This is a genomic window from Paraburkholderia sp. J63 (assembly GCF_905220245.1).
GTDB lineage: Bacteria > Pseudomonadota > Gammaproteobacteria > Burkholderiales > Burkholderiaceae > Paraburkholderia.
In genome coordinates, this window is record NZ_CAJMZF010000022.1 from 101,655 (window position 1) to 123,177 (window position 21,523).

Sequence of the window (21,523 nt, forward strand, 5' to 3'; positions counted from 1 at the left end):
ATATGCGGTGCTTTCTCACTTCTTGCTCGGGGAAATGCCGTGTTCCTTCAGGATGGAACGTAGCCGCCTGTTGTCGAGGTAGAGGGAAATCAGTGCGATGAGCGTCACCGCGGGGAAAAACCATTCGCCCGAGTAATGCAGAACGGCCCAGGCCGCTGCCGCACAAGCGATCGCTGCGAGCAGCAACGAGGCTTTGTCGAGAACCGTGCTCATGCCGCCATCCTCTGGGCGGCCAACGCAGCATAGCCCCGACGGCGCGGGAGATCCACCACCACTTCGGGGTGAAGATCCAGGAAGACATACATTTGCGGGGGAATATCGATGTGTCGACGTGCCGCCCAAGTCCGAACTTTTGAAGAGCTCAGTTTTGCGGGCGATTTATCTTCGTCCGTGCAGATCATTGCGGCATCAGCCGCAACTATCAAACTTCCGATCACTGCTCCGACGTAAAACGAAGCCGACAGCGCGCCGACGATTCCCAACTGCTCCAGCCCGGTCGTAGCACCCATCATCTCCACAACGGTGGCTCTCGCACCGACTGCCTTCAATGCGTTGAGCATCGTTGCAAGATTACCCAGCGCGGCTTGGACGCTGCCGAAGAGGCTGTTCGGTGCAGGAAGTCCGAGCGCACTCATATTGTCAGTAAATGCCTTAGCAAAGTCGCCACAAGCCATCATCATCCTCATACGGTTGTTCGGGAGATGCAAACCGGGCCGATATTATCAGATGATTAAACGTCGATTCTTGTGAGTGATCAATCCGTGCGCCAGCGCGGATTCAAAGCTCGCGGTTGCACAGGCGCGCTCAATCCTGCGCAACCAAAAGGCACCCCTGTAGCCCCTCCCTCAATTTCACTTCGGTCTCCATATCGATAAATCCGACGAATACGAGCACGCCATCGTGCATCTCGTCCCCGTGCTCGCCGCTCGTCACCGCCGTCATGCGCAACCTCCGCGCCGCCACCTGACACACACGCGTGCTAACCCAGCCCTCGGCGTCGGCAACCCGCACGAACCCCTTCGCGCGCAAAACCGTGCGCGGCAGCGCCTTCAGCCACGCGCGCAAGCGCGCCTTGTCCAGCACTTCGGGCACCGCAATCGCCACGCTCGCGAACGCGGGAAATGCCGGCATCGTCAGCCCCAGGGGCCGGCGCTGCCAGCGCCCCGCATCGGCGAGCGCGCGCTGCTCCGGCACGCTGGCGTCGAACAGCAGCGCGAGCGGCACGCGTCCGTGATCGGCGGCCACGACGATGTCGGTGGGCGCGAGCGCGCGCACGTCCGCGACGGCCCGCTCGCGCGCGTCGGCTTCGATCAGGTCGAGCTTGGTGACGATCACCGCGCTCGCGCTGTCGATCTGCTGCTGCGCCATCGCGCCCACGAGCGGATCGGCGAGCGTATGCACGAGTTCGAGCGCGTCGGCGATCACGAGCACCGCGGTCAGGCGGAACGCGCCGTTGAGCAAGCCCACCTGCGCGATCTTCGCCGGGTCCGAGACGCCGCTCGCCTCGATCAGCAGCAGGTCCGGCCGCTCCTCGCGCGAGGCGACGCGCGAGAGCGCATCGACGAGCGCGCCGCCAATGGTGCAGCAGATGCAGCCGTTGTCGAGCTCGATCACGTCGTCGCTGCGCGCGCGCACGAGCCGCGCGTCGACGTTCACGGCGCCGAAGTCGTTGACGAGCACCGCAATGCGCTTGCCGTGCGGCGCTTCCAGCAGGCGGTTGACCACCGTGGTCTTGCCCGCGCCGAGATAGCCGCCGACCACGGCGAGGTCGATAGGCGCGCGATTCGGCGATGGCGCGGCGGCGGCTTTCATCGCGGCGCGCGCAGCACGCGTCCGCCGAGCACCGTGCCCCATACGGGCACGTCCTTCAGGCGCTCGGGCGCACAGGTGCTCGGGTCTTCGTCGAGCACCGCGAAATCGGCGAACTTGCCTACCTCGATGCTGCCGATCAGATGATCGAGTCGCAGCGTATACGCCGCGCCCAGCGTGATCGCATAAAGCGCCTCGTCCACGCTGAGCCGCTCGGCTTCGCCGAGCACGCGCCCAGAGGCCGTCTCGCGCCGCACCGCGCACCATGCCGTGAAGAGCGGGCTCAGCGCCGTGATGGGCGCATCCGAATGCAGCGCGTAGGGAATGCCGAGGCGCTGCGCCGAGCCGGCCGGGTCCATGCGGTTCGCGCGATCCGGGCCCATGGTCTGGCCATAATGCGCATCGCCCCAGTAGTAAATGTGATTCGCGAAGAAGTTCACGCACAGGCCTAGCGCGCGAATGCGCCGCAACTGCGCCGCGTCCGCCATCTGGCAGTGCTGCAGCGTATGCCGGTGATCGGGGCGCGGATGCCGCGCGAGGATCGTTGCGAGCGCATCGAGTACGACTTCGGTCGCTTCGTCGCCATTGGTGTGGATATGCAGTTGGAGCCCCGCGCAATGGTACGGCTCGAACACCTCGACCAGTTGCCCCGGCGGGATCAGCCACAGGCCGTTGGGTTGGCCGCCCGCGTAGCCGGGCCAGCGCACGCGCGCCGTGAAGCCCTGGATCGATCCGTCGACGATGAATTTCACCGGGCCAAAGCGCAGCTTGTCGGTGTTGCCCGCCATCGCCTCCAGCACGCCTTGTGCGCGCTGCGCGGGATTGCGCTGCGGCGCGAACGCGGGGACGATGCGCACCGGATAGTCGGGGTCGGCGGTCACGCTGTGCAAGGTCTGGTTGCCTGCGGGCGAGAGGTCGTTCACGAGATCGGTGGCCGTCGTCACGCCCGCGAGCTGCGCGACGCGGCCGAAATTCCAGACCGCGTGCGGCTTCTCGCTCGCGGCAATCGCGAGCTTGCCGCCGATCACCTGATAAATCGGGAACATCGCCGCGAACTCCTGAAGCTCGCCCGTCGGCTGGCCTTGCGCGTCGCGCGCGATGCCGTCGATGTCGGTGTCCTCGTCGATGCCGGCCAGTGCGAGCATCGCGCTGTTCACGTTCATCAAGTGCACGCTCGCATGCAGGATCGCGATGGGGCGGCTCGCCGAGACCGTGTCGAGCTCGCGCGTCGTAAGGCGCGACGCGCCGAAGTAGATCGGGTCGAAGCCCCAGGCGAGCAGCGGGCCGTCGTCGGTCATCGCGCGTTCGGCTTCGGCGAGGCGTGCCAGCACCGCGCCGAGCGTGCGCAGGCCGGGCCATAGCGTGCCGTCCGGGCCGCGCCGGTCGTAGTAGCCCACGTAAGCCGCGTCCCAGACGGCGCCTTCCATCAGGTGGCAGTGCGCTTCCACGAGCCCCGGCATCAGCACCTTGTCGCGCAGCGTCTCGTCCAGTGCATATGCACCGAGTTGCGCCTTCCACTGCGCGGCGTCCTCGTCCGTGCCCACTGCGAGAATGCGGCCGTCGCGCATGGCCACGTGCGTCGCGTGCGGCTGGCTCGGGTTCATCGTGAGGATGCGGCGCGCCGCGAAAACCGTGACTGGACCAGCGCTGCCTCCGGGCTGGCCAGACGGAATCGACGATGACGACGCGGAAGATGACGAGGACGGTGCGTGCGGATTCATTGAGAGGCTCAACTCCTTACGAATGGTGAACGGGGTCGTGCATGCCGTAGCGCCGCCCGGACGGGCGCGTCAGGATGTGCCCCATGAACACCACGAGCACGTTGACGCCGAGACACACGAGCCCCAGATTGATGCCGCCAAAGCCGATATGCAGCGCATAGCATACGATCGCGAGGCCCTGGCCGCAGACGATGCCGGCCGCCACCACGCCCCCACGCACGCGGCGCCGCGCGAGCAGGATCAGCATGCCGGGCAGGAACTGCGTGACGCCATAGTACGTCGTGTTGATGAGCGAGAGCATGAGATTGGGCGTGAGCAGCGTGGTGACGATCGACACCATGAGGTACGCGACGATCACGAACTTGGCGGTGCGCTTCTGGCGCGACTCGGGCAGGTTCGGCAAGAGGTTGCGCGTGACGATCGGCCCGATCGCGAGGCAGATGCCCGCGAGCACGAGCAGCCCCGAGAGCGCGGCGCCGGCGGCCACGAGACCGAGCAGCCAGTCGGGCAGCAAATGAACGGCCGCCGCGAAGAACGCGTCGTTGGGCGAGGCGAGCTTCAGGTTCGCGCTGATCGCATAGTACGAGGCCACCACGAGAAACGGATACATCAGCATATAAAGCGGCATCGCGATCTGCGTGCGGCGGATCGTGTTAGGCCCGCGCGCGGTGAAGAAGCCTTGCGCGGCGAACGGCATCATGTAGAAGCCTAGCGACTGGAACAGCATCGTGCTCATGGAGAAGCGCAGTTGCGGGGCCGTCATGGCGTTGCTCACGTGATGACTCGCAGTCTGGAACACCTCGTTCGCGCCGCCCGCCATCCACGCGGCCGCCACACCGGTGATGACGATCGCGAGCAGCATCAGGATGTCCTTGAGCACGGCGATCCACGCCGAGGCGCGCACGCCCGAAATGGCGATATAGGTGAAGGCGAGCGCCGCGCACACGAGGATCAGCCAGACGGGCTGAACATGCCAGCCGAGGCCCTTGAGCGCGGCGGCGAGGCCCGTGAACTGCAGCTCGCCCCAGGGAATCAGGAACAGGATCGATGAGCCCGCAACGATCAGTTCGAGCGCGCGGCTGCGGTAGTGGCCCTTGAAGAGATCCGCCTGCGTGATGGCGTTATGCAGCTTGCCCGCTTCCCAGATGCGCGGGCCGATGAAATAGCCCAGCGGATAGGCAAGCAGGATATAGCCGAGGAACCAGACCCCGTAGGTCGGCCCCTTCGCATAGATGCCGCCCGGAAAGCCGACCATCGTGCCGATGCTGTAGATCTCCCCGGCCGTGAGGAAGAACACGAGCGCGACGCCGAACTGGCGCGAGGCCACGAAGAAGTCGTGCACGCTCTGCTTGCCGTGGCCGCGCCGCGAACGGATGGCCAGGTACAGCGAAAACGCGATCAGCAGCGAGAAGACGAGAGTGGACATGCGCGGCTCTCCGCAAGGGCGACGATGAAATGGGCGACGCGATGATGGCAAGCGGCCGGGCCGCCGCGCCGGTCACCGCCGGTTTGCGCGGGCGGCCGGCTCGCCCCGCCCTGGAACGGCAGATAGCGGTCAGGACATGACATAGCGCCGCCCCGAAGGCCGCATCAGGATGTGCCCCGCGAATACCACGAGCACGTTGACGCCGAGGCACACGAGCCCCAGATTGATGCCGCCGAAATCGATATGCTGGGCATAGCACGCGATCGCGAGCCCCTGTCCGCAGACGATGCCGGCCGCCACCACGCCCCCGCGCACGCGGCGCCGCGCGAGCAGGATCAGCATGCCGGGCAGGAACTGCGTGACGCCGTAGAGCGTCGTGTTGATGAGCGAGAGCATCAAGTTCGGCGTGAGCAGCGTGGTGAGGATCGACACCAGCAGATACGCGACGATCACGAACTTGGCGGTACGCTTCTGGCGCGACTCGGGCAGGTTCGGCATGAGGTTGCGCGTGACGATCGGCCCGATTGCGAGGCAGATGCCCGCGAGCACGAGCAGCCCCGAGAGCGCGGCGCCCGCGGCGACGAGACCGAGCAGCCAGTCGGGCAGCAAATGAACGGCCGCCGCGAAGAACGCGTCGTTGGGCGAGGCGAGCTTCAGGTTCGCGCTGATCGCGTAGTACGCGGCCACCACGAGAAACGGGTACATCAGCATATAGAGCGGCATCGCGATCTGCGTGCGGCGGATCGTGTTCGGCCCACGCGCGGTGAAGAAGCCCTGCGCGGCGAACGGCATCATATGGAAGCCGAGCGACTGGAACACGATCGTGCTCATGGAGAAACGCAGTTGCGAGGACGTCATGGCGTTGCTCACGTGATGGCTCGCGGCCTGAAACACCTCGTGCGCACCGCCCGCCTTCCACGCGGCCGCCACACCGGTGATGACGATGGCGAGCAGCATCAGGATGTCCTTGAGCACGGCGATCCAGGCCGAAGCGCGCACGCCCGAAATGGCGATATAGGTGAAGGCGAGCGCCGCGCACACGACGATCAGCCAGACCGGATCGACGTGCCAGCCGAGGCCCTTGAGCGCCGCGGCGAGTCCCGTGAACTGCAGTTCGCCCCAAGGGATCAGGAACAGGATGGCTGAGCCCGCAACGATCAGCTCGAGCGCGCGGCTGTGGTAGTGGCCCTTGAACAGGTCCGCCTGCGTGATCGCGTTATGCTGCTTGCCCGCTTCCCAGATGCGCGGGCCGATGAAATAGCCGATGGGATAGGCCAGCAGGATATAGCCGAGAAACCACACGCCATACGTGGGCCCTTTCGCATAGATCGCGCCCGGAAAGCCGACCATCGTGCCGATGCTGTAGATCTCCCCCGCCGTGAGGAAGAACACGAGCGCGACGCCGAACTGGCGCGAGGCCACGAAGAAGTCGTGCATGCTCTGCTTGCCGTGGCCGCGCCGGGAGCGGATGGCCAGGTACAGCGAAAGCGCGATCAGCAGCGAGAAGACGAGAGTGGACATTCGCGGCGCTCCACAATGCAGACGACGAGGACAGGCGGCGGTACGCGAGCGGCTGCGCCACCGCGCGGTTCGGCGCGGGTTCGGGCTAAAGCCGGCTGGTCAAGCCTCGTTCGCGTAGCGGTGCCGGTCGAAGCAGTGCCAGCAGACGAAGAGGCAAGCGGAGGTCAGCAGGAACCACGCGAAGATCCACGCGTAGATGAAGGGCACGCCGAAGACATAGCTGTTCTGCGCGGCCACCCAGGGCAGCATGCCGACGACGCCCAGATAAGGCAGGCCGATTCCGATCAGATATTTGAGCATCGCTGTCTCCTGTCCCATGCAAAGCCGATGTTTTCGATTGACTGCCGGCGGCGGGGCCTCGTACGCCAGCCACGCACCGCGATCGTCTTATTGGTCGAATCGAGTATCGGCGGACAAAAGCACACGGGGTTAGTACCAGATGCGCACATTCGTTGAGTCCAATTCCCACTTCCCGATTGGCGATTCGGCCCCTGCACAGCTTCCCGGGCGATAGCTGACATAATGAAGCCCACCCCTCCCCACCCCAAGGAGCCACTGTGAGCCAATCCGCAACCTCGTCCACACCCAATCCGGTACGCCGCGTCGCGTTTCTGGGTCTCGGCGTGATGGGCTATCCGATGGCCGGCCATCTCGCGAAGGCCGGGCTCGACGTGACCGTCTACAACCGCACCGCCGCCAAGGCCGCGCAATGGGTCGCCGAATACGGTGGACGCTCGGCGCCGACGCCGCGCGAAGCGGCCCAGGGCGCCGAGCTGGTGCTCGCGTGCGTCGGCAACGACGACGACCTGCGCAGCATCGCGCTCGGCCCGGACGGCGCCTTCGCGGGCATGGCGCGCGACACGGTGTTCGTCGACCACACGACCGCCTCGGCCAACGTCGCACGCGAGCTCTCGGCAAGCGCCGCGCCGCTCGGCCTGCACTTCATCGACGCGCCGGTCTCGGGCGGCCAGTCGGGCGCCCAGAACGGCAAGCTCACGATCATGTGCGGCGGCGACGCCGCGAGCTTTGCGCGCGCCGAGGCCACGCTCGCCCACTACGCGGCGGCCGTCACGCTGATCGGCGCGGCGGGCGCGGGCCAGCTCGCGAAGATGGTCAACCAGATCGCCGTCGCCGGCGTGGTTCAGGGCTTGGCCGAGGCGATCAACTTCGGCGAGCGCGCGGGCCTCGACATGGCGGTCGTGCTCGACGTGATCGGCAAGGGCGCCGCGGCGAGCTGGCAGATGGACAACCGCGGCCAGACGATGATGGCCGGCAAGTTCGACTACGGTTTCGCCGTGGACTGGATGCGCAAGGACCTCGGCTTCTGTCTGGACGAGGCGAAGCGCAACGGCGCGGCGCTGCCGGTCACGGCGCTCATCGACCAGTTCTATGGCGACGTGCAGCGCCTCGGCGGCAGCCGCTTCGATACGTCGAGCCTGATCTGGCGCCTGCGCAAGCTCGACGGCGGTTCATAACCCTCAGCGCCACCACCGCAGCGGCCGCCGCAAGGTATGCCGCTCGAGCCGCACCGTGGGCATCGAATCGAGGAACGCGAAGGCGCCGGCATCGGCCGTGCCCATGCGCCGCTCGCGCTCCTCGTCGGCTTCGACCGTGCGGCTCGTATCGATGAAGAGCGCCGCGACGATACCGAGCGCGAGCAGCCCCGCCGAGATCGTGAACGGCACGTTATAGCTGCCGGTGCGCTCGATCAGGTAGCCGAACACGACAGGCGAGACCATGCCCGCGATGCCGAAGCCCGTGTTCATCATGCCGCCCGCCGTGCCCGCGTACTTGCCTGCGATGTCGAGCGGCAGCGTCCAGAGCACCGGATTCGTGATCTCGAGGAAGAAGAACGAGGCGGAGAGAAAGATCACCGCGTTGATCGGGTTGGTGGCGGACACCATCGGCAGCAGGAACGCGAGCGAGCCGCCCATGCCCGTCACGAGCACCGAGCAGCGCGCAAAGCGCAGGCGGCCCGTCCACTTGAAGAGCCGGTCCGAGACCACGCCGCCCAGCGTGTCGCCCACCACGCCCGCGAGCAGCGGCAGCGCCGTGAACAGCGCGAGGTGCTTGAGGTCGAAGCCGCGCGACTCCTTGAGATACGAAGGCAGCCAGGTCAGATAGACCCACAGCAGCCAGCCATAGCAGAAGTCGACGAAGGTGACGAGCCACATGCGCCGCACGAGCTTGCGCCACGGCGTGGGCATGCGCTTCGCGCGTTCGCAGTCGCCGCGCCGGTAGCCGATCTCGGCGGTCTCCTCGGGCGTGACGCGCCGGTTCTGCTCGGGCGAATTAGTGAATATGCACAGATAGAGCACCGTCCACGCGAGGCTCGCGATGCCGAGCAGGATGAACGCGTCGCGCCAGCCGCCCGCGACCACCACGGCAAGCACGAGCGGCGGCGTAACGGCGCCGCCCAGACGCGCGAAGCTGTGCGTGATGCCCTGCGCGAAGCCGCGCTCGCCCACGGGCATCCAGTAGGTGAAGGCGCGCGTCGCGGTGGGGAACGCCCCGCCCTCGCCCACGCCCAGCGCGAAGCGCAGCAGCACCAGCATGCCGACGCCGCCCGCAAAGCCCGTCGCGAGCGTCGCCGCGCCCCAGATCAGCGAGAGCACGGTGAGCACGAGCTTGGGACCGTACTTGTCCGAGAGCCAGCCGCCGATGATCTGCATGGCCGCGTACGGATACGCGAACGCCGAAAACACGAGGCCGAGCTGCACCGTGGTGAGGCCCATTTCGTGGCGGATCAGCGGCCCGGCGACGGCGATGTTCACGCGATCGATGTACGAGATGAAATACATCAGACACATGACCGCCAGAATGATATGGCGCGTCTTCACGCGCTGTGCGTGCTGTTTCATGTTGTCTCCATCCAATGTCTTTTGTGTGCTTTGCAACTCGCTTCACAACCCATTTCACAACCCCGGCGGCTTTGCCGGGGCAAGCTGCCACCACGGAACGACGACGCCCCTCATCCGCTCGCGGGCGCCACGAGCTTGAGCCGCTGAACCTTGCCCGAGGGACCGCGCGGCAGCTCGCTCACGAAGCGGAATTCCCTCGGCGTCTTGTAGCGGCCCAGCTCGCGCAGGCAATGCGCGCGCAGCTCGGCCGCATCGGGCTCACCTGGCCAGTGGTCCTCGCGCGGCACCACGAACGCGACGATCTCCTGGCCGTAGGCGGGGTCGGGTACGCCAACGGCCGCCGCGTCGAGCACGCCCGGATGGCGCAGCAGCGCCTCGTCGATCTCGCGCGGCGCGATGTTCTCGCCGCCCTTGATGATCAGTTCCTTCGAGCGGCCGTTGATGTAGAAATAGCCCTCGTCGTCGCAATAGCCGAGGTCGCCCGTGCGCAGCCAGCCATCGGCGGTGAACGCTTTCGCGGTGTCGTCGTGGCGCTTGTAGTAGCCGCGCATGATCTGGCTGCCGCGCAGCACGATCTCGCCGCACTGGTTCGGCGCGCACTCGCGCCCGTCACGGTCGATCACGCGCGCCTCGCTGCCCGAAGGCAAGCCGATGCTGCCGACCCTGCGCCGCGACATATCGTAGGGATTACTGAATACTGGCGCGGCGGTCTCGGTCATCCCCATGGTCTCGATCACGCCGATCCCGAAGCGCGCCTCGAACGCGCGGTGGTGGTCGGCGGGCAGCGCGGCCGATGCGCTGCGGCAGAACTTGAGCGCGGAGAGATCGAGCCCGTTCGGCTCGTCGCCGTTGAGCAGATAGGCGACGATCGTCGGCACTACGTTGATCCACGTGCAGCCGTACCGTGCTGCGTCGCGCCAGAACGTGCTGGCCGAGAAGCGCGGCGTCAGCACGACCGAGCCCGCATGAAAGAGCGGCGCGAGCAAGGTCACCACGAGGCCGTTGATGTGATAGAGCGGCAACGAAGCGAGCACGCGGTCCTCGGCGCCCAGGCGATGCTCGGCGCTGATGTTGCGCGCGTTCGCGTAGAGGTTCCCGTGGCTCAGCAGTACGCCCTTGGGCGCGCCGGTCGTGCCGGACGTGTACATCAGCAGCGCGATGTCGGTGACTGCTGCGGTGACTTCGGCGGTCACTTCGGCCCGCGCGGGTGCTTCCTCGGCGTCCTGGCCCGCGCCAGACCATGCAGACGCGACGCCCGCAGCCGCCGCCACCGCTTCCAGCGCGGGCAGTACCGGCGACCCGGGCAACGAAGGCAACTGGGGCAGCGCGATGGCGTCCGGCTCCGTGCCCACGAGCGCGATATCGCGCGTCATGCCCTGCTCGCGCAGGGCGGCGATCGCCGCCGAAAGCGCGCCGCTCGTCTGCGCGCTCGCGAAGATCATCCGCGAATCCGAGTGCTCGACGATATAGGCGAGCTGGGATGGCTGGCACAGCAGGTTCAGCGGATGCGCGATCAAGCCGCTATACATCGCGCCGAGCAGCAGCGTGGCCGTCTGGATGCCGTTGCCCATCATGACCGACACCACGTCACCGGGTTTCAGGCCCGCGTCGCGAAAGCGGGTTTCGAGCACGCGGCAGCGCTTGAGCAACTCGCCGAACGTGAGCGTGGCGTTCGCGGTGTCTGCGTTGCCACCCTCATCGCCTTCGTCGGGCGCCGCGAGCAGGAAGGGCTTGTCGGGGTATTGCGCGGCGCGCGTCTCGATCAGCGCGCGGATCGTCTCGGGCACGCTCATTGGCCGAACCTCCGGAAATAGTCGCCGAGCAGCGCGTCGACCTCGGGCACGCGCTCCTCGATCGGATACGCCACGCGCGTGATGTTCAAATACTGGCGAAAACCGAGGTTGTCCGAAAAGTTGTTGCGCCCCCACGTCCCGCAGCCCATCGAGAGCGAGAACGGCAGGCCGTTGTCGAAGTTGCCGCCCGTCGCGAAGCAGTGCGCCTGATTGACGATCACGCGCGCCACCGGCAGCGTCGAGCCCAGCGTCACGGCCTCGTCGTGCTCGCCTCGCGCGCCCGTGTGCAGTCCCACAGAGTGGCCCGCGCCCATGTACGCATAGAGCTTGCGCACGATGGCCGCGGCAGCGTCCAGATCGCGCGCGCGGTAGACCGTGAGCACGGGCGAGAGCTTTTCGCCCGAAAACGGATGGCTCGCGCCGAAGCCGCTTTCCTCGACCATCAGGAATGCGGGCTCGTCCGCCGCTACGTCATCAAGGCCCGCGATGCTCGCGATCTGCGCAGCCGATTTTGCAGTGCAGCGCGCGGCGAGCTTGCCGTCGCTCCACATCGCCGCCTGCAATTGCGCCTTCTGCCGCGCGTCGAGCAGCACGCCGCCGCAGGCGGCCAGCTCGCGCAGCATGGCGTCGTAGACCGCGTCCTCGATCACGACGCTGTTCTCCGACGAACAGCTCGTCGCGTTGTCGAAAGTCTTGGACGCCGCGATCTTGTGCGCCGCATCGCGAAGGTTCGCCGTGCGCGTGACGATCGACGCCACGTTGCCCGCGCCCACGCCGAAGGCCGGCGTGCCGCTCGTGTAGGCCATGCGCACATTCGCCTGCGAGCCCGTGGCGACCACCAGATCGGCCTCGCGCATGAGCGCGGCCGTCGCGGCCTTGCTCACCGGCGCGGGCAGCATCTGCACGAGCGCCGGGTCGAGCCCCGCCTTCGCGAACTGCGCGTGGATGAATTCGATCAGGAGCGCGCAGGAGTCATAGCCCTTCGGCGAGGGCGCGACGATCACCGCATTGCCGCATTTGAGCGCGTTGACGATCTTGTTGGCCGGCGTGGCGGCCGGATTCGTCGAGGGCGTGATGGCCGCCACCACGCCCACCGCGCGCGCGATCTCGACGATCCCTCGGGACTCGTCGCGCGCGATCACGCCGCAAGTCTTCTGGCCGTGCAGGTCGCGCAGCAGCCCCAGCGTCTTGCGGTAATTTTTGCGGAACTTGTCGTCGGCGTTGCCGAGGCCCGTGTCGCGCACCGCCTGCTCCGCGAGCTGCCGATTGCGCGTGGGCTCCATGATCGCCCACGCGGCGGCGGCCGCGGCGGTGTCTAGCGTCTCCTGGCCCGCGAACTCGAACGCCTGCTGCGCGGCGCGCGAGCGCGCGACGAGGCTCGCGATCTGCGCCTCGGCCTCCGGCGCTGCGGATTCGCGCGCGGCGCCGGCGGCTATGGTGTCCCTGACATTCATCGGCTGCACTCCCGGTCTGAAAATTTGGCTGTTGTGCCAATCTATGCAGCGGCGCGCGCCTGCGAGTCCCGTTTCCCGCGCATTCGCGAACTCCCGCCAATGGCGCAGCGGAAAATGCAAATTTCGGGACTTTCCATAGTCCCGAAAAATGCGTCGCGCGATGCACAATAGCGGCACGCAGTACTGCAAATCATTCGGCGCACCTCGCGCCTGCCGACTTGCATGGGATGGGAGTTTGCGTGTCGACCTCGAATCAATCGAATGCCGCCGCCGTGCGCGCGTTTCGCGTGCTGGAGACGCTTGCCCAGGCGGGCCAGCCTTTATCGATGATGGATCTCGTCCAGGCGCTCGATCTGCCCAAGCAGACCGTGCACCGGATCCTCGCGCAGCTCACCGACGCCTGGCTCGTCACGCGCGGCGCCAACGACAAGCTCTACGAATGCTCGGCGCGCGTGCGCATGATGGCCGTGAACGTGCTGATGCACGCCGGGCCCGCGGCGGCGCGGCACGTGCTGCTCGAAGCGCTCGTCGAGAAGATCGGCGAGACCTGCAATCTCACGATGCTCGCGGGCAACGACGTGGTCTACGTGGACCGCGTGGAGACCGAATGGCCGCTGCGCATGCATCTGCAGCCGGGCTCGCACGTGCCGCTGCACTGCTCCGCGAGCGGCAAGCTGCTGCTGAGCTTTCTGCCCAAGGAGCGCCGCGAGCGCATGATCGAGACGCTGCCGCTGCGCGCGCATTCGGAGCGCACGATCACAGACCGTGACGCACTGCGCAAGGAACTCGCGGCCACGCGCCGCCGCCAGCTCGCGATCAATAATCAGGAGCACTTACAGGGCTTGATCGCGATTGCGGTGCCGGTGATGCTCGACCGCAACCGCGCGTGCGCGGCGATCGCCGTGCAGGCGCCGGTCGGGCGCGTCACGCTCGACGACCTGCTCGCGTTCGTGCCCGATCTGCGGCACGCGGCCGAGGAAACCGCAAAAACGTTCAGCACGTGAAGGCGCCCGCGAAGCAATAACGCTGCGGCGGCGCACTTTGGATGTTTCGTACGCCGCCGCAGCCACCGAGCTCATCGCTTCATTCGCAAATCAAACCCGCCCTTTCCACGGCACAGCCACTCGCTCGATATAGCGCATCAGCATGTCGAAGCACAGCGCGAAGAACCCGATCACGATGATGCCCATGATGACGACGTCGCTCGACAGGAACTCGGCGGCGTTGAGCACCATGAAGCCGAGGCCGCTCGTGGACGCGACCATTTCCGCGGCCACCAGCGTCGTCCAGCCCACGCCGATGCCGATGCGCATTCCCGTGAAGATTTCCGGCATCGCCGACTTCAGGATCACGTGCCAGACCACCTGGGTGCGCGTGGCGCCCATCGAGTAGGCCGCGTGAATCTGCTCGATCGAGACCGAGCGCACGCCGGCGCGCGCGGCAATCGCGAGCGGCGCGAAGATCGCCAGATAGATCAGCAGGATCTTCGAGAACTCGCCGATGCCGAACCAGATGATGATGAGCGGCAGATACGCGAGCGGCGGCAGCGGACGATAGAACTCGATGGGCGGATCGAATATGCCGCGCGCGAAGCGCGAGACGCCCATCATCACGCCCACCGGAATCGCGGTCACGCAGGCGAGCGCGAACGCGCCGAACACGCGCAGCAAGCTGATGCCCGTATGCTGCGCGAGCGTCGAATTCGCGAAGCCCTCGGTCGCGACCAGAATGAACTTGTTGTAGACGGCCAGCGGCGAAGGCAGGAACAACGGCTTGACCCAATGCCAGTACGTGGCCGCGAACCAGAGGCCGAGCAGCGCCGCGATGGTCACGAGGCTCGTCAGCGCACTGCTGCCGTGGCCCGGCACGCCGAATGTGTCGCCGGGCCGCACGGGGCGCTTGGCGAGCAGGCGCGGCCGGCGCCCCGGTTTGCGCGGCGGCTGGTACGTGTCGCCCGCTTCTCCCGACTGGGCGTGCATGACGTGAAGCGATTTCAGACTAGCCATGAGAGACCTCGGCTTCGGCGTCGTGCATTCTCTCGTCGCCGTAAATGATGCTGAGCACGCGCTCGCGCATCTCGATGAAATCGGGGCTGGACTTGATCGCGCGCGCGTCGCGCGTGGCGAGAAAGCGCCGGTTGAAATCCAGCTCGTAGGTATGCGTGATGCGGCCCGGGCGCGGCGACATGACGATCAGCCGGCTCGCGAGGAACAGCGCCTCCTCCACGCTGTGGGTAATGAAGAAGAACATCTTGCTGGTGTTGCGCCAGACGTCGAGCAGCAGCTCCTGGATGGTCTCGCGCGTGAGCGCGTCGAGCGCGGCCATGGGCTCGTCCATCAGCAGCATGGCCGGATCGCAGGTGAGCGCGCGGGCAATGCCCACGCGCTGCTGCATACCGCCCGAGAGCTGGTAGATCATGTGCTTCTGGAAGTCCTGCAAGCCCACGAGCGCGAGATTGCGCACGGCGATTTCGTGGCGCTTAGCCTTGCCAACGCCCTGCAGCTTCAGCCCGAACTCCACGTTGTCGATCACGTTCAGCCAGGGCAGCAGCGCGTGCTTCTGGAACACGACGCCGCGGTCCGATCCGGGGCCCGCGATCGGCGCGCCGCCTAGCAGCAACTCGCCTTCACTGGGGGCGATGAAGCCCGCCATTAGCGAGAGCAGCGTGGTCTTTCCGCAGCCCGAGGCGCCGAGCGCCACGACGAAATCGCCCGAATGAATGGTCAGGTTGATACGGTCGAGCGCATGCACGGTCTGCCCGCGCGTGCGGCCCGGAAACATCACGCTCACGTCCTTGACGGTCATGGTTTCCATGTTCTCTCCTCGCTCTCTTCATTGAAGTGCCGCCGCACCGACGCACGGGCGGCGGCCCGCGTCGGGTTTATCGGAGCTTCATGGCGGCTTCGGCATAAGCGGGGGTCACGAACTTCGCATAGTCGGGCAGTGTGTCGCCGATCTGCTTCTGATTCTTCAGGAATGCTGACGTATCCTTGAGCGCGAACGCCGCGCGGCTCGTCTCGCCGCCGCCGAGCCATTGCGCCGAGGCCTGTTCCTGAATGGTCGGGAACGCGTAGAGCGAGAGCGAGCCCGGCACGTCGGCGGGCGTGCCGCCGATCATCTTCGCGATCGCGGCCGCCTGCGGCGAGGCCGCGGTCCACTGCGCCGCGTGTGCGCGGTACTGGGCGTCGGCGTCGGCAATCGCCCGCACGAGCTTCGCCATGAAGTCCTTATGCGCCTCGCCCCACTGGCGATCCACGGCAATGCCGTCGAACGTGGGCTTGCCGAGCTTCGAGAGGTCGCCCGAGGTGATGAGCACCTTGCCGCTCTTCTTGAGCTCCGCGAGCGCGGGGTCCCAGACATAGGCGGCGTCGATGTCGCCGCGGTCCCAGGCCGCCACGATCTGGTTCGGCTGCATGTTGAGGATCTTCACGCTGGACGGGTCGATGCCCCAATGCTGCAGTGCGAACATCGTGTGGTAGTGCGTGGTCGAGACGAAGGGCACGCCGATCGTCTTGCCCTTGAGGTCGGCCGGCCTGGCGATGCCCGAGCCGTTGCGCACGACCATTGCCTCGGCGTTATTGATGTTGTCGAGAATCCAGAACAGCTGCAGGTCCACGCCCTGGCTCACCGCGGCCGCCAGCGGGCTCGAGCCGATCACGCCGATCTTCACGTCGCCCGAGGCCATCGCGGTGGCCACTTTCGCGCCCGATTCGAATTGCCGCCAGTGGATCTTGTAGCCCGTGGCCTTTTCGATCGAGCCATCGGCAATGGCGACAACCCATGGATCCACGATCTGCTGGTAGGCAATGGTCACTTCCTTGTCCTGTGCCTGGGCAGGCTGGAACACGGCACAGCCTAGCGCGGCCAGTGCGAACGCCGTGGCGCAGCGCAACGCGCGGGCTAGCCGGTACGGCCATTGATGCAATCCGATGCGAGTCATTGTGGTCTCCAGATCCAGGGCGCCGCTATGGATGTGCACGCGGATCGTGCATCATCAGACGGATTCTTTTCGAATCGCCAGGCACGGCGTGAAATGAGTATCGACATACAAAAATCGGGCGCGTTAGTACCAGACGGTGACGATCGTTGAGTCCACGCGCCGCCCACCTGCACCGTTCGTGTGCACCTTCTGTCCTGGCCTGCCATGCACGCCTCGGGCGGACTTCACGCCCGCGCCTTCCCATTGTTTGGATTGCCGAACAATCCTCAGGACCACGGCTGAATAATGGCGGCGCGCGATGCTATCATCGGCGTCATTTCCCGGTTTGAACGACAGGATTCGCTTGCATGGATACGCAGAAGGTCGAGGCGCTCTGGATGCATCTGCACTGGCTCAATGTGCTCGCGGCGCAGGGCAGCTACACGGCGGCTGCGGCGCGCCTGGGCGTGAGCAAGGCGGCCATGAGCCAGCGCATTGCCGAGCTCGAGCGCGTGGCCGGCGTCGCGCTCGTGCAACGCACCACGCGCAGCGTGCGCTTCACCGAAGCAGGCCAGCGGCTCGTGGAGCAGACGCGCGAGGAATTCGAGCGCATCGCCACGAGCTTCGCGAGCGTGCGCGAGATGGCCGAGGTCCCGCGCGGCACCGTGCGCGTCACGGCGCCCGTCGCCTTCGCGCGCCAGCAGCTCGTGCCGCGTCTCGCGCAATTCGCGCGCGCGAACCCCGAGGTCCGCGTGCAGCTCGAACTCTCGGACCGGCTCACCTCGATCGCGAGCGAAGGCTTCGACCTCGCGATCCGCCATAGCGCGCAGGTGCCGGAAACGCACGTGGCGTGGAAGCTTTGCGACATCCGCTCGGTGATTGCCGCGACGCCCGCGTATCTGAAGAAGCACGGCACACCGAAGACGCCGGCCGACCTCGCGGCGCACGACTGCCTTTACTACCCGCGCACGACGGGCTCGGGCGTCTGGTCGTTCGAGAAGACGGGCCGCCGCGCCGCGCAGTCGCGCGTGAGCGTGACCGTGAACGGCCCGCTCGCGGCCAACAACAGCGAGGCCTTGCGCGATGCCGCGCTCGAGCATCTCGGCATCGCGCTGTTGCCCGACTTCAGCGCCCATTCGGCGTTGCAGGCGCGCAAGCTCGTCGTGCTGCTGGCCGACTGGCGGCCCGTGGGCGCGTTCGCCTCGCAATTGCACGTGGTACGCCCGTATGGCGTGCACGTTCCGCGCGCCGTCACGCGTTTCATCGAGTTTCTGCGGGAATCGTTCGAGGGCGGGTTTCCGCTCGAATGAGGATGGGGGGTGGGCTTCGCGAAGATCACGCGCGCCTGTATTTCCTCGCCGTCTCCGATGGCAGCTCGCCGAACATTCTCTTGTAGTCCTGAGCAAATCCGCCGAGGTGCAGGAAGCCCCATTTGATCGCGGCCGCCGTCACCGATTCGCCCAGCCGCAGCTCGCGGCGCACGTGATTGAGCCGGACCGCGCGCAGGTAAGCCACGGGATTCAGATTGAGCGCGTTCTGGAACGCGTACTGGATCGTGCGGCGGCTGACGCCAAGCTGCCCGCATAGCTCGGCAATCGAGAGCGGACAGGTCTCGGCCGCCTCGAGCCGCCGTTGCACTTCGGTCACGAGCGCGTAGTGGCTCGTTGGCGCGGCGGTGCGCGGCAGCAGTTCCACCGGCGTGGTCTCCACCGCCTCCGCCAGCACCGAGAGAATCGCGCCCTGCAACGGGCCCGCGCTGGCTCCCGCGGGGCCGCCCATCGACAGGCTCAGCGCATGGCCGAGCACCTTGCGCAGGCGCTCGGCGGTAAGCGCCGTCATGGGCACCACGGGCGTCATGCGGCTCTCGTGCAACGAGCCCGCGAAAGCGCGCAGCGATTCCGTCGGCAGACGGCTCACGTCGATCTCGACGTTCACCAGCAGATGTTGCTCGGGAGAGAAGAATTCGAAATCCGGGCCGCTCGAAAAAACGTGCAGGCTGTCACGCCCGCTTTTCTCGCCGCACATCCGTGCGTGGCCTTCGAGCTCCAGCGGCACCGCCACGGCAATCCTGCCCGCAGGCACCGCGCCGCGCTGCAGAATGACCTTGTCGAGCCGCTCGACCAGAATACGGACGCCGCCGAACGTGGCGATGGACGACGAGCCGTGAAAGCTCCCACTGGATATCTGCGTGTAGTCGAGATGCCAGTCTTCGAATACGCGCGCCTGCTGGTCGACATCGGTGAAGGCGCAATACGCGACCACGCCAGCCGCCTCATGGGCGCTCGTGTCCGATTCGAAGTCAAAAAACGAGGGGGCCATCATCCGTGCGCAACCGCTGGGTTATTCCGCTGGGTCACTCCTTTGAATCACTCGCAAATTCTAGCGGAAACCCCGAAAACGCAAAAAATATCGCCAATCCGCGCTGCGGACCGCCCCTTTGCCGAAATCCGATAGCGCGCACCCCGCCGCCGCATCTACCCTTCGCTGCGGCGCGCCGAAATGGTGCACGCCACAAGATGCTCACCGAGGCGCACGCCCCCAGCGGCGATCCCGAGCACTCACTCATGGCGCCTTGGCGATCCACCGAAAAGAGGATTACGAAATCATGACTTCACGAAACGAAGGCCGTCTGGCAGGCAAGGTTGCGATCGTCAGCGGTGGCGCGGGCGGATGCGGCGCCGCAGCGTCGGAGCTGTTCGCGCGCCAGGGCGCTCGGGTCGCCATCGTCGACCGCGACGGCTACGCGGCCGAATCGCTTGCCGCGCAGTTGCGCGACGAGGGACTGCAGGCGGCAGGCTTTGGCGCCGACGTGGCCAAAAAGGCCGAGGTTGCGAAAGCCGTCGCCGCCGCCGAAAAGCGGTTCGGCCCCACCGACGTGCTGTTCAATCATGCCGGCACGCTGATCGTGAAGCCGTTCCTCGAGATCGAGGAAGACGAATGGGACTGGCTCATGGCCGTCAACGTCAAGAGCATGTACCTGATGACGCAAGCCGTGCTGCCCCAGATGCTCGCCAAAGGCGCGGGCAGCATCGTCTGCACCTCGTCGATTTCGGCCGTGTGCGCAACGCCCGGCGAAGTGCTCTACGACACCACGAAAGGCGCGTGCCACATGTTCGCGCGCGCCATTGCGATCGAGTATCGCGATCGCGGCATCCGCTGCAATGCCATTGCGCCGGGCTTCATTCGCACCCAGCACGGCATTCGCGAAATCAACGACCTGCAGGCCATGGGCGTGGATATTTCCGAACCGGCCATCGCCCAGCAGCAAGGCCGCCTGTGCGAACCCTCTGAGGTGGCGGCGGCGGCGCTCTTTCTCGCCTCCGACGAATCGAGCTTCGTCAACGGCACCCATCTGTTCGTCGACAACGGCTTTTCCGCGCTCTGACGCCTCGGGGGAGACCCTTAGTTGCCGATATCCGATAGTGGAGAAAAAAACGGCAGCCTAGAGTGGGCACCTCATCCGAGCCGCCCGCGCAGCAGCGCCGGCCAACCTTCAGGAAGAAGCCGCCATGGACGTCGAAAATCGCAGCATCGAATTCATTCCGCACAGCGAACGCTACGGTACGCCGAAGCGGCTGTTCACCATCTGGTTCAGCGCGAACATGCAGGTCACCGCGCTCGTCGTGGGGACGCTCGGCATCGTCGCCGGCATGAGTCTGTTCTGGACCATGGTCGCGCTCGTGATCGGCAACGTGATCGGCACGATCTTCATGGCGGCCCATTCGGCGCAAGGCCCGCATCTGGGCATTCCGCAAATGATTCAAAGCCGCGCCCAGTTTGGCGTTTATGGGGCCGCGCTGCCGCTCGTGATCGTGACGCTCGCGTATGTGCTGTTCGTGGCCGCCGATGGCGTCGTGATGCGCGAATCGATGAAGGCGATCTACCCGATGACGGACAACGAGGCCATCATCGTGTTCGGCGCCCTCACGTTCATCATCAGCTATATCGGCTACGAGCTGATTCACCGTCTGGGCGCGGCGATGACCGTGCTCTCGTTCGTGGTGTTCGTCGCGGCCGCGGCACTCGTGTTCGGCTCCCACAACGTGCACGTGCCGCTGTTTGCGGCAAAGCACGGCTTCCAGGTCGGTGCGTTCAATCTGGTCGTGGCGCAGGCGGCGTCGTGGACGCTCGGCTTTGGGCCCTACGTGGCCGACTATTCGCGCTACCTTCCCGAGAACGTGCGCACCCGCGACACCTTCTGGTACACCTATCTCGGCGGCTTGCTGGGGTCGCTGGCCGTGATGGCGCTGGGCGCGGTGCTCGCGACGGTCACCACCTCGGTCGTCAACGATCCGGGCACCGCGATCGCCTCGCTGTTCGGCGCGTGGTCGCGTCCCGCGCTGATCGTGATCGTGCTCGGCGTACTGGTGTTCAACGTGCTGAGCCTCTATAGCGCCTATATGTCGTCGGTCACCATCTTCAGCGGCTTCCGCAAGATGACGCAGATTCGCCAATCGACGAAATTCCTCGTGCTGCTCGCGCTTTTCCTCGTGTCCACCTGGATTGCCATCGCCACCCAATACCACTTCAACGACTACTTCGCCGATATCCTGAACGCGCAGATCTACGTGCTGGTGCCCTGGAGCTCGATCAATCTGGTGGACTTCTATCTGGTGCGCCACGGCCGCTATAGCGTCGAAGACATCTACGACGCGCGCGGCCAGTACGGAACGTTCAACCTGAAGACGATCGCCATCTATTGCGCGGGCATCGCGAGCACGATTCCGTTCATGGATGTCTCGTTCTATCACAGTTATTTTGCCAGGCTCATTGGCGCCGATGTGAGCTGGATCCCCAGTCTGCTCGTTCCGGGCGTGCTCTACTACTTTGCGGCGTCGGCGCGCGCCTCGCGGCCCGCATCGACACTGCTGAGTCTCGACTGACCGGCAATCTTCGTTCGGGCTTTGCGGATCGGCTCCGGCTGGCCACAGCCCCCCCCCCATTTTTCACTCAATCTGGAATGACCATGTTCAAGCGAGCCGTCAGCACCCTGGAGAATATCGACCCCGACCTGTTCAG

Annotated in this window: 19 protein-coding genes; 5 read left to right on the plus strand and 14 right to left on the minus strand. The window is 66.1% G+C overall.

Annotated features, from left to right (window positions below):
• Positions 1 to 15: 15 nt before the first annotated feature.
• From U5775_RS23020 to U5775_RS23050, 7 genes are all read right to left on the minus strand, one after another.
• A complete protein-coding gene (locus tag U5775_RS23020) occupies positions 16 to 213 on the minus strand; it encodes a hypothetical protein (RefSeq protein ID WP_322060397.1) in 198 nt (65 codons plus the stop codon).
• Complete coding sequence (locus U5775_RS23025) at positions 210 to 686, minus strand: hypothetical protein (protein WP_322060398.1); 477 nt, start codon at positions 684 to 686, stop codon at positions 210 to 212. The genes U5775_RS23020 and U5775_RS23025 overlap by 4 nt, the downstream gene beginning before the upstream one ends.
• A gap of 118 nt (positions 687 to 804) precedes the next feature.
• The gene (locus tag U5775_RS23030; RefSeq protein WP_322060399.1) at positions 805 to 1,812 is read right to left on the minus strand and encodes a CobW family GTP-binding protein; all 1,008 of its coding nucleotides are present in this window, start codon (positions 1,810 to 1,812) and stop codon (positions 805 to 807) included.
• The gene (locus tag U5775_RS23035) at positions 1,809 to 3,413 is read right to left on the minus strand and encodes an amidohydrolase (RefSeq protein WP_322060422.1); all 1,605 of its coding nucleotides are present in this window, start codon (positions 3,411 to 3,413) and stop codon (positions 1,809 to 1,811) included. The genes U5775_RS23030 and U5775_RS23035 overlap by 4 nt, the downstream gene beginning before the upstream one ends.
• A gap of 133 nt (positions 3,414 to 3,546) precedes the next feature.
• Positions 3,547 to 4,956, minus strand: a complete 1,410-nt coding sequence (locus tag U5775_RS23040) for a sodium:solute symporter family protein (protein WP_322060400.1) — start codon at positions 4,954 to 4,956, stop codon at positions 3,547 to 3,549.
• A gap of 129 nt (positions 4,957 to 5,085) precedes the next feature.
• Positions 5,086 to 6,477: a sodium:solute symporter family protein gene (locus U5775_RS23045; RefSeq protein WP_322060401.1), complete on the minus strand. Its 1,392-nt coding sequence runs from the start codon at positions 6,475 to 6,477 to the stop codon at positions 5,086 to 5,088.
• 99 nt (positions 6,478 to 6,576) lie between these two features.
• Positions 6,577 to 6,777 carry a DUF3311 domain-containing protein gene (locus tag U5775_RS23050; protein WP_322060402.1) on the minus strand — a complete coding sequence of 67 codons (201 nt, stop codon included), beginning with the start codon at positions 6,775 to 6,777 and terminating at the stop codon, positions 6,577 to 6,579.
• 257 nt (positions 6,778 to 7,034) lie between these two features.
• Between U5775_RS23050 and U5775_RS23055 the strand changes: the two genes are divergently transcribed.
• A complete protein-coding gene (locus U5775_RS23055) occupies positions 7,035 to 7,952 on the plus strand; it encodes an NAD(P)-dependent oxidoreductase (protein ID WP_322060403.1) in 918 nt (305 codons plus the stop codon).
• Positions 7,953 to 7,955: 3 nt separating this feature from the next.
• On the opposite strand, the gene U5775_RS23060 is transcribed toward U5775_RS23055, so the two are convergent.
• The 3 genes from U5775_RS23060 to sauS form a co-directional block, all read right to left on the minus strand.
• Positions 7,956 to 9,338: an MFS transporter gene (locus U5775_RS23060; protein WP_322060404.1), complete on the minus strand. Its 1,383-nt coding sequence runs from the start codon at positions 9,336 to 9,338 to the stop codon at positions 7,956 to 7,958.
• A gap of 110 nt (positions 9,339 to 9,448) precedes the next feature.
• Positions 9,449 to 11,131 carry an AMP-binding protein gene (locus U5775_RS23065; RefSeq protein ID WP_322060405.1) on the minus strand — a complete coding sequence of 561 codons (1,683 nt, stop codon included), beginning with the start codon at positions 11,129 to 11,131 and terminating at the stop codon, positions 9,449 to 9,451.
• The gene (gene sauS / locus U5775_RS23070) at positions 11,128 to 12,585 is read right to left on the minus strand and encodes an acylating sulfoacetaldehyde dehydrogenase (RefSeq protein WP_322060406.1); all 1,458 of its coding nucleotides are present in this window, start codon (positions 12,583 to 12,585) and stop codon (positions 11,128 to 11,130) included. Before sauS ends, U5775_RS23065 begins: the two co-directional genes overlap by 4 nt.
• A gap of 239 nt (positions 12,586 to 12,824) precedes the next feature.
• On the opposite strand from sauS, the gene U5775_RS23075 reads away from it, so the two are divergent.
• Positions 12,825 to 13,589: an IclR family transcriptional regulator gene (locus tag U5775_RS23075; RefSeq protein ID WP_322060407.1), complete on the plus strand. Its 765-nt coding sequence runs from the start codon at positions 12,825 to 12,827 to the stop codon at positions 13,587 to 13,589.
• Positions 13,590 to 13,679: 90 nt separating this feature from the next.
• Here U5775_RS23075 and U5775_RS23080 read toward each other — a convergent pair whose 3' ends face one another.
• The 3 genes from U5775_RS23080 to tauA all read right to left on the minus strand — a co-directional run bounded on the left by U5775_RS23080 (position 13,680) and on the right by tauA (position 16,525).
• On the minus strand, positions 13,680 to 14,591 hold the full coding sequence (locus U5775_RS23080; protein WP_322060408.1) for an ABC transporter permease subunit: 912 nt from the start codon (positions 14,589 to 14,591) through the stop codon (positions 13,680 to 13,682).
• On the minus strand, positions 14,584 to 15,399 hold the full coding sequence (locus U5775_RS23085) for a taurine ABC transporter ATP-binding protein (protein ID WP_322060409.1): 816 nt from the start codon (positions 15,397 to 15,399) through the stop codon (positions 14,584 to 14,586). Before U5775_RS23085 ends, U5775_RS23080 begins: the two co-directional genes overlap by 8 nt.
• Before the next feature lie 67 nt (positions 15,400 to 15,466).
• Positions 15,467 to 16,525, minus strand: coding sequence for a taurine ABC transporter substrate-binding protein (gene tauA / locus U5775_RS23090; RefSeq protein WP_322060410.1), 1,059 nt, complete (start codon positions 16,523 to 16,525; stop codon positions 15,467 to 15,469).
• Positions 16,526 to 16,872: 347 nt separating this feature from the next.
• On the opposite strand from tauA, the gene U5775_RS23095 reads away from it, so the two are divergent.
• A complete protein-coding gene (locus U5775_RS23095) occupies positions 16,873 to 17,814 on the plus strand; it encodes a LysR family transcriptional regulator (protein WP_322060411.1) in 942 nt (313 codons plus the stop codon).
• A gap of 25 nt (positions 17,815 to 17,839) precedes the next feature.
• On the opposite strand, the gene U5775_RS23100 is transcribed toward U5775_RS23095, so the two are convergent.
• Positions 17,840 to 18,826, minus strand: a complete 987-nt coding sequence (locus tag U5775_RS23100; RefSeq protein WP_322060412.1) for a helix-turn-helix domain-containing protein — start codon at positions 18,824 to 18,826, stop codon at positions 17,840 to 17,842.
• Between the two features lie 283 nt (positions 18,827 to 19,109).
• Here U5775_RS23100 and U5775_RS23105 point away from each other — a divergent pair, with 283 nt between their 5' ends.
• Both U5775_RS23105 and U5775_RS23110 read left to right on the plus strand, forming a co-directional pair.
• Positions 19,110 to 19,889, plus strand: a complete 780-nt coding sequence (locus U5775_RS23105) for an SDR family NAD(P)-dependent oxidoreductase (protein ID WP_322060413.1) — start codon at positions 19,110 to 19,112, stop codon at positions 19,887 to 19,889.
• Positions 19,890 to 20,013: 124 nt separating this feature from the next.
• Positions 20,014 to 21,387 (plus strand): purine-cytosine permease family protein, encoded by a 1,374-nt coding sequence (locus U5775_RS23110; protein WP_322060414.1) that lies wholly within the window; start codon positions 20,014 to 20,016, stop codon positions 21,385 to 21,387.
• Positions 21,388 to 21,523 lie beyond the last annotated feature (136 nt).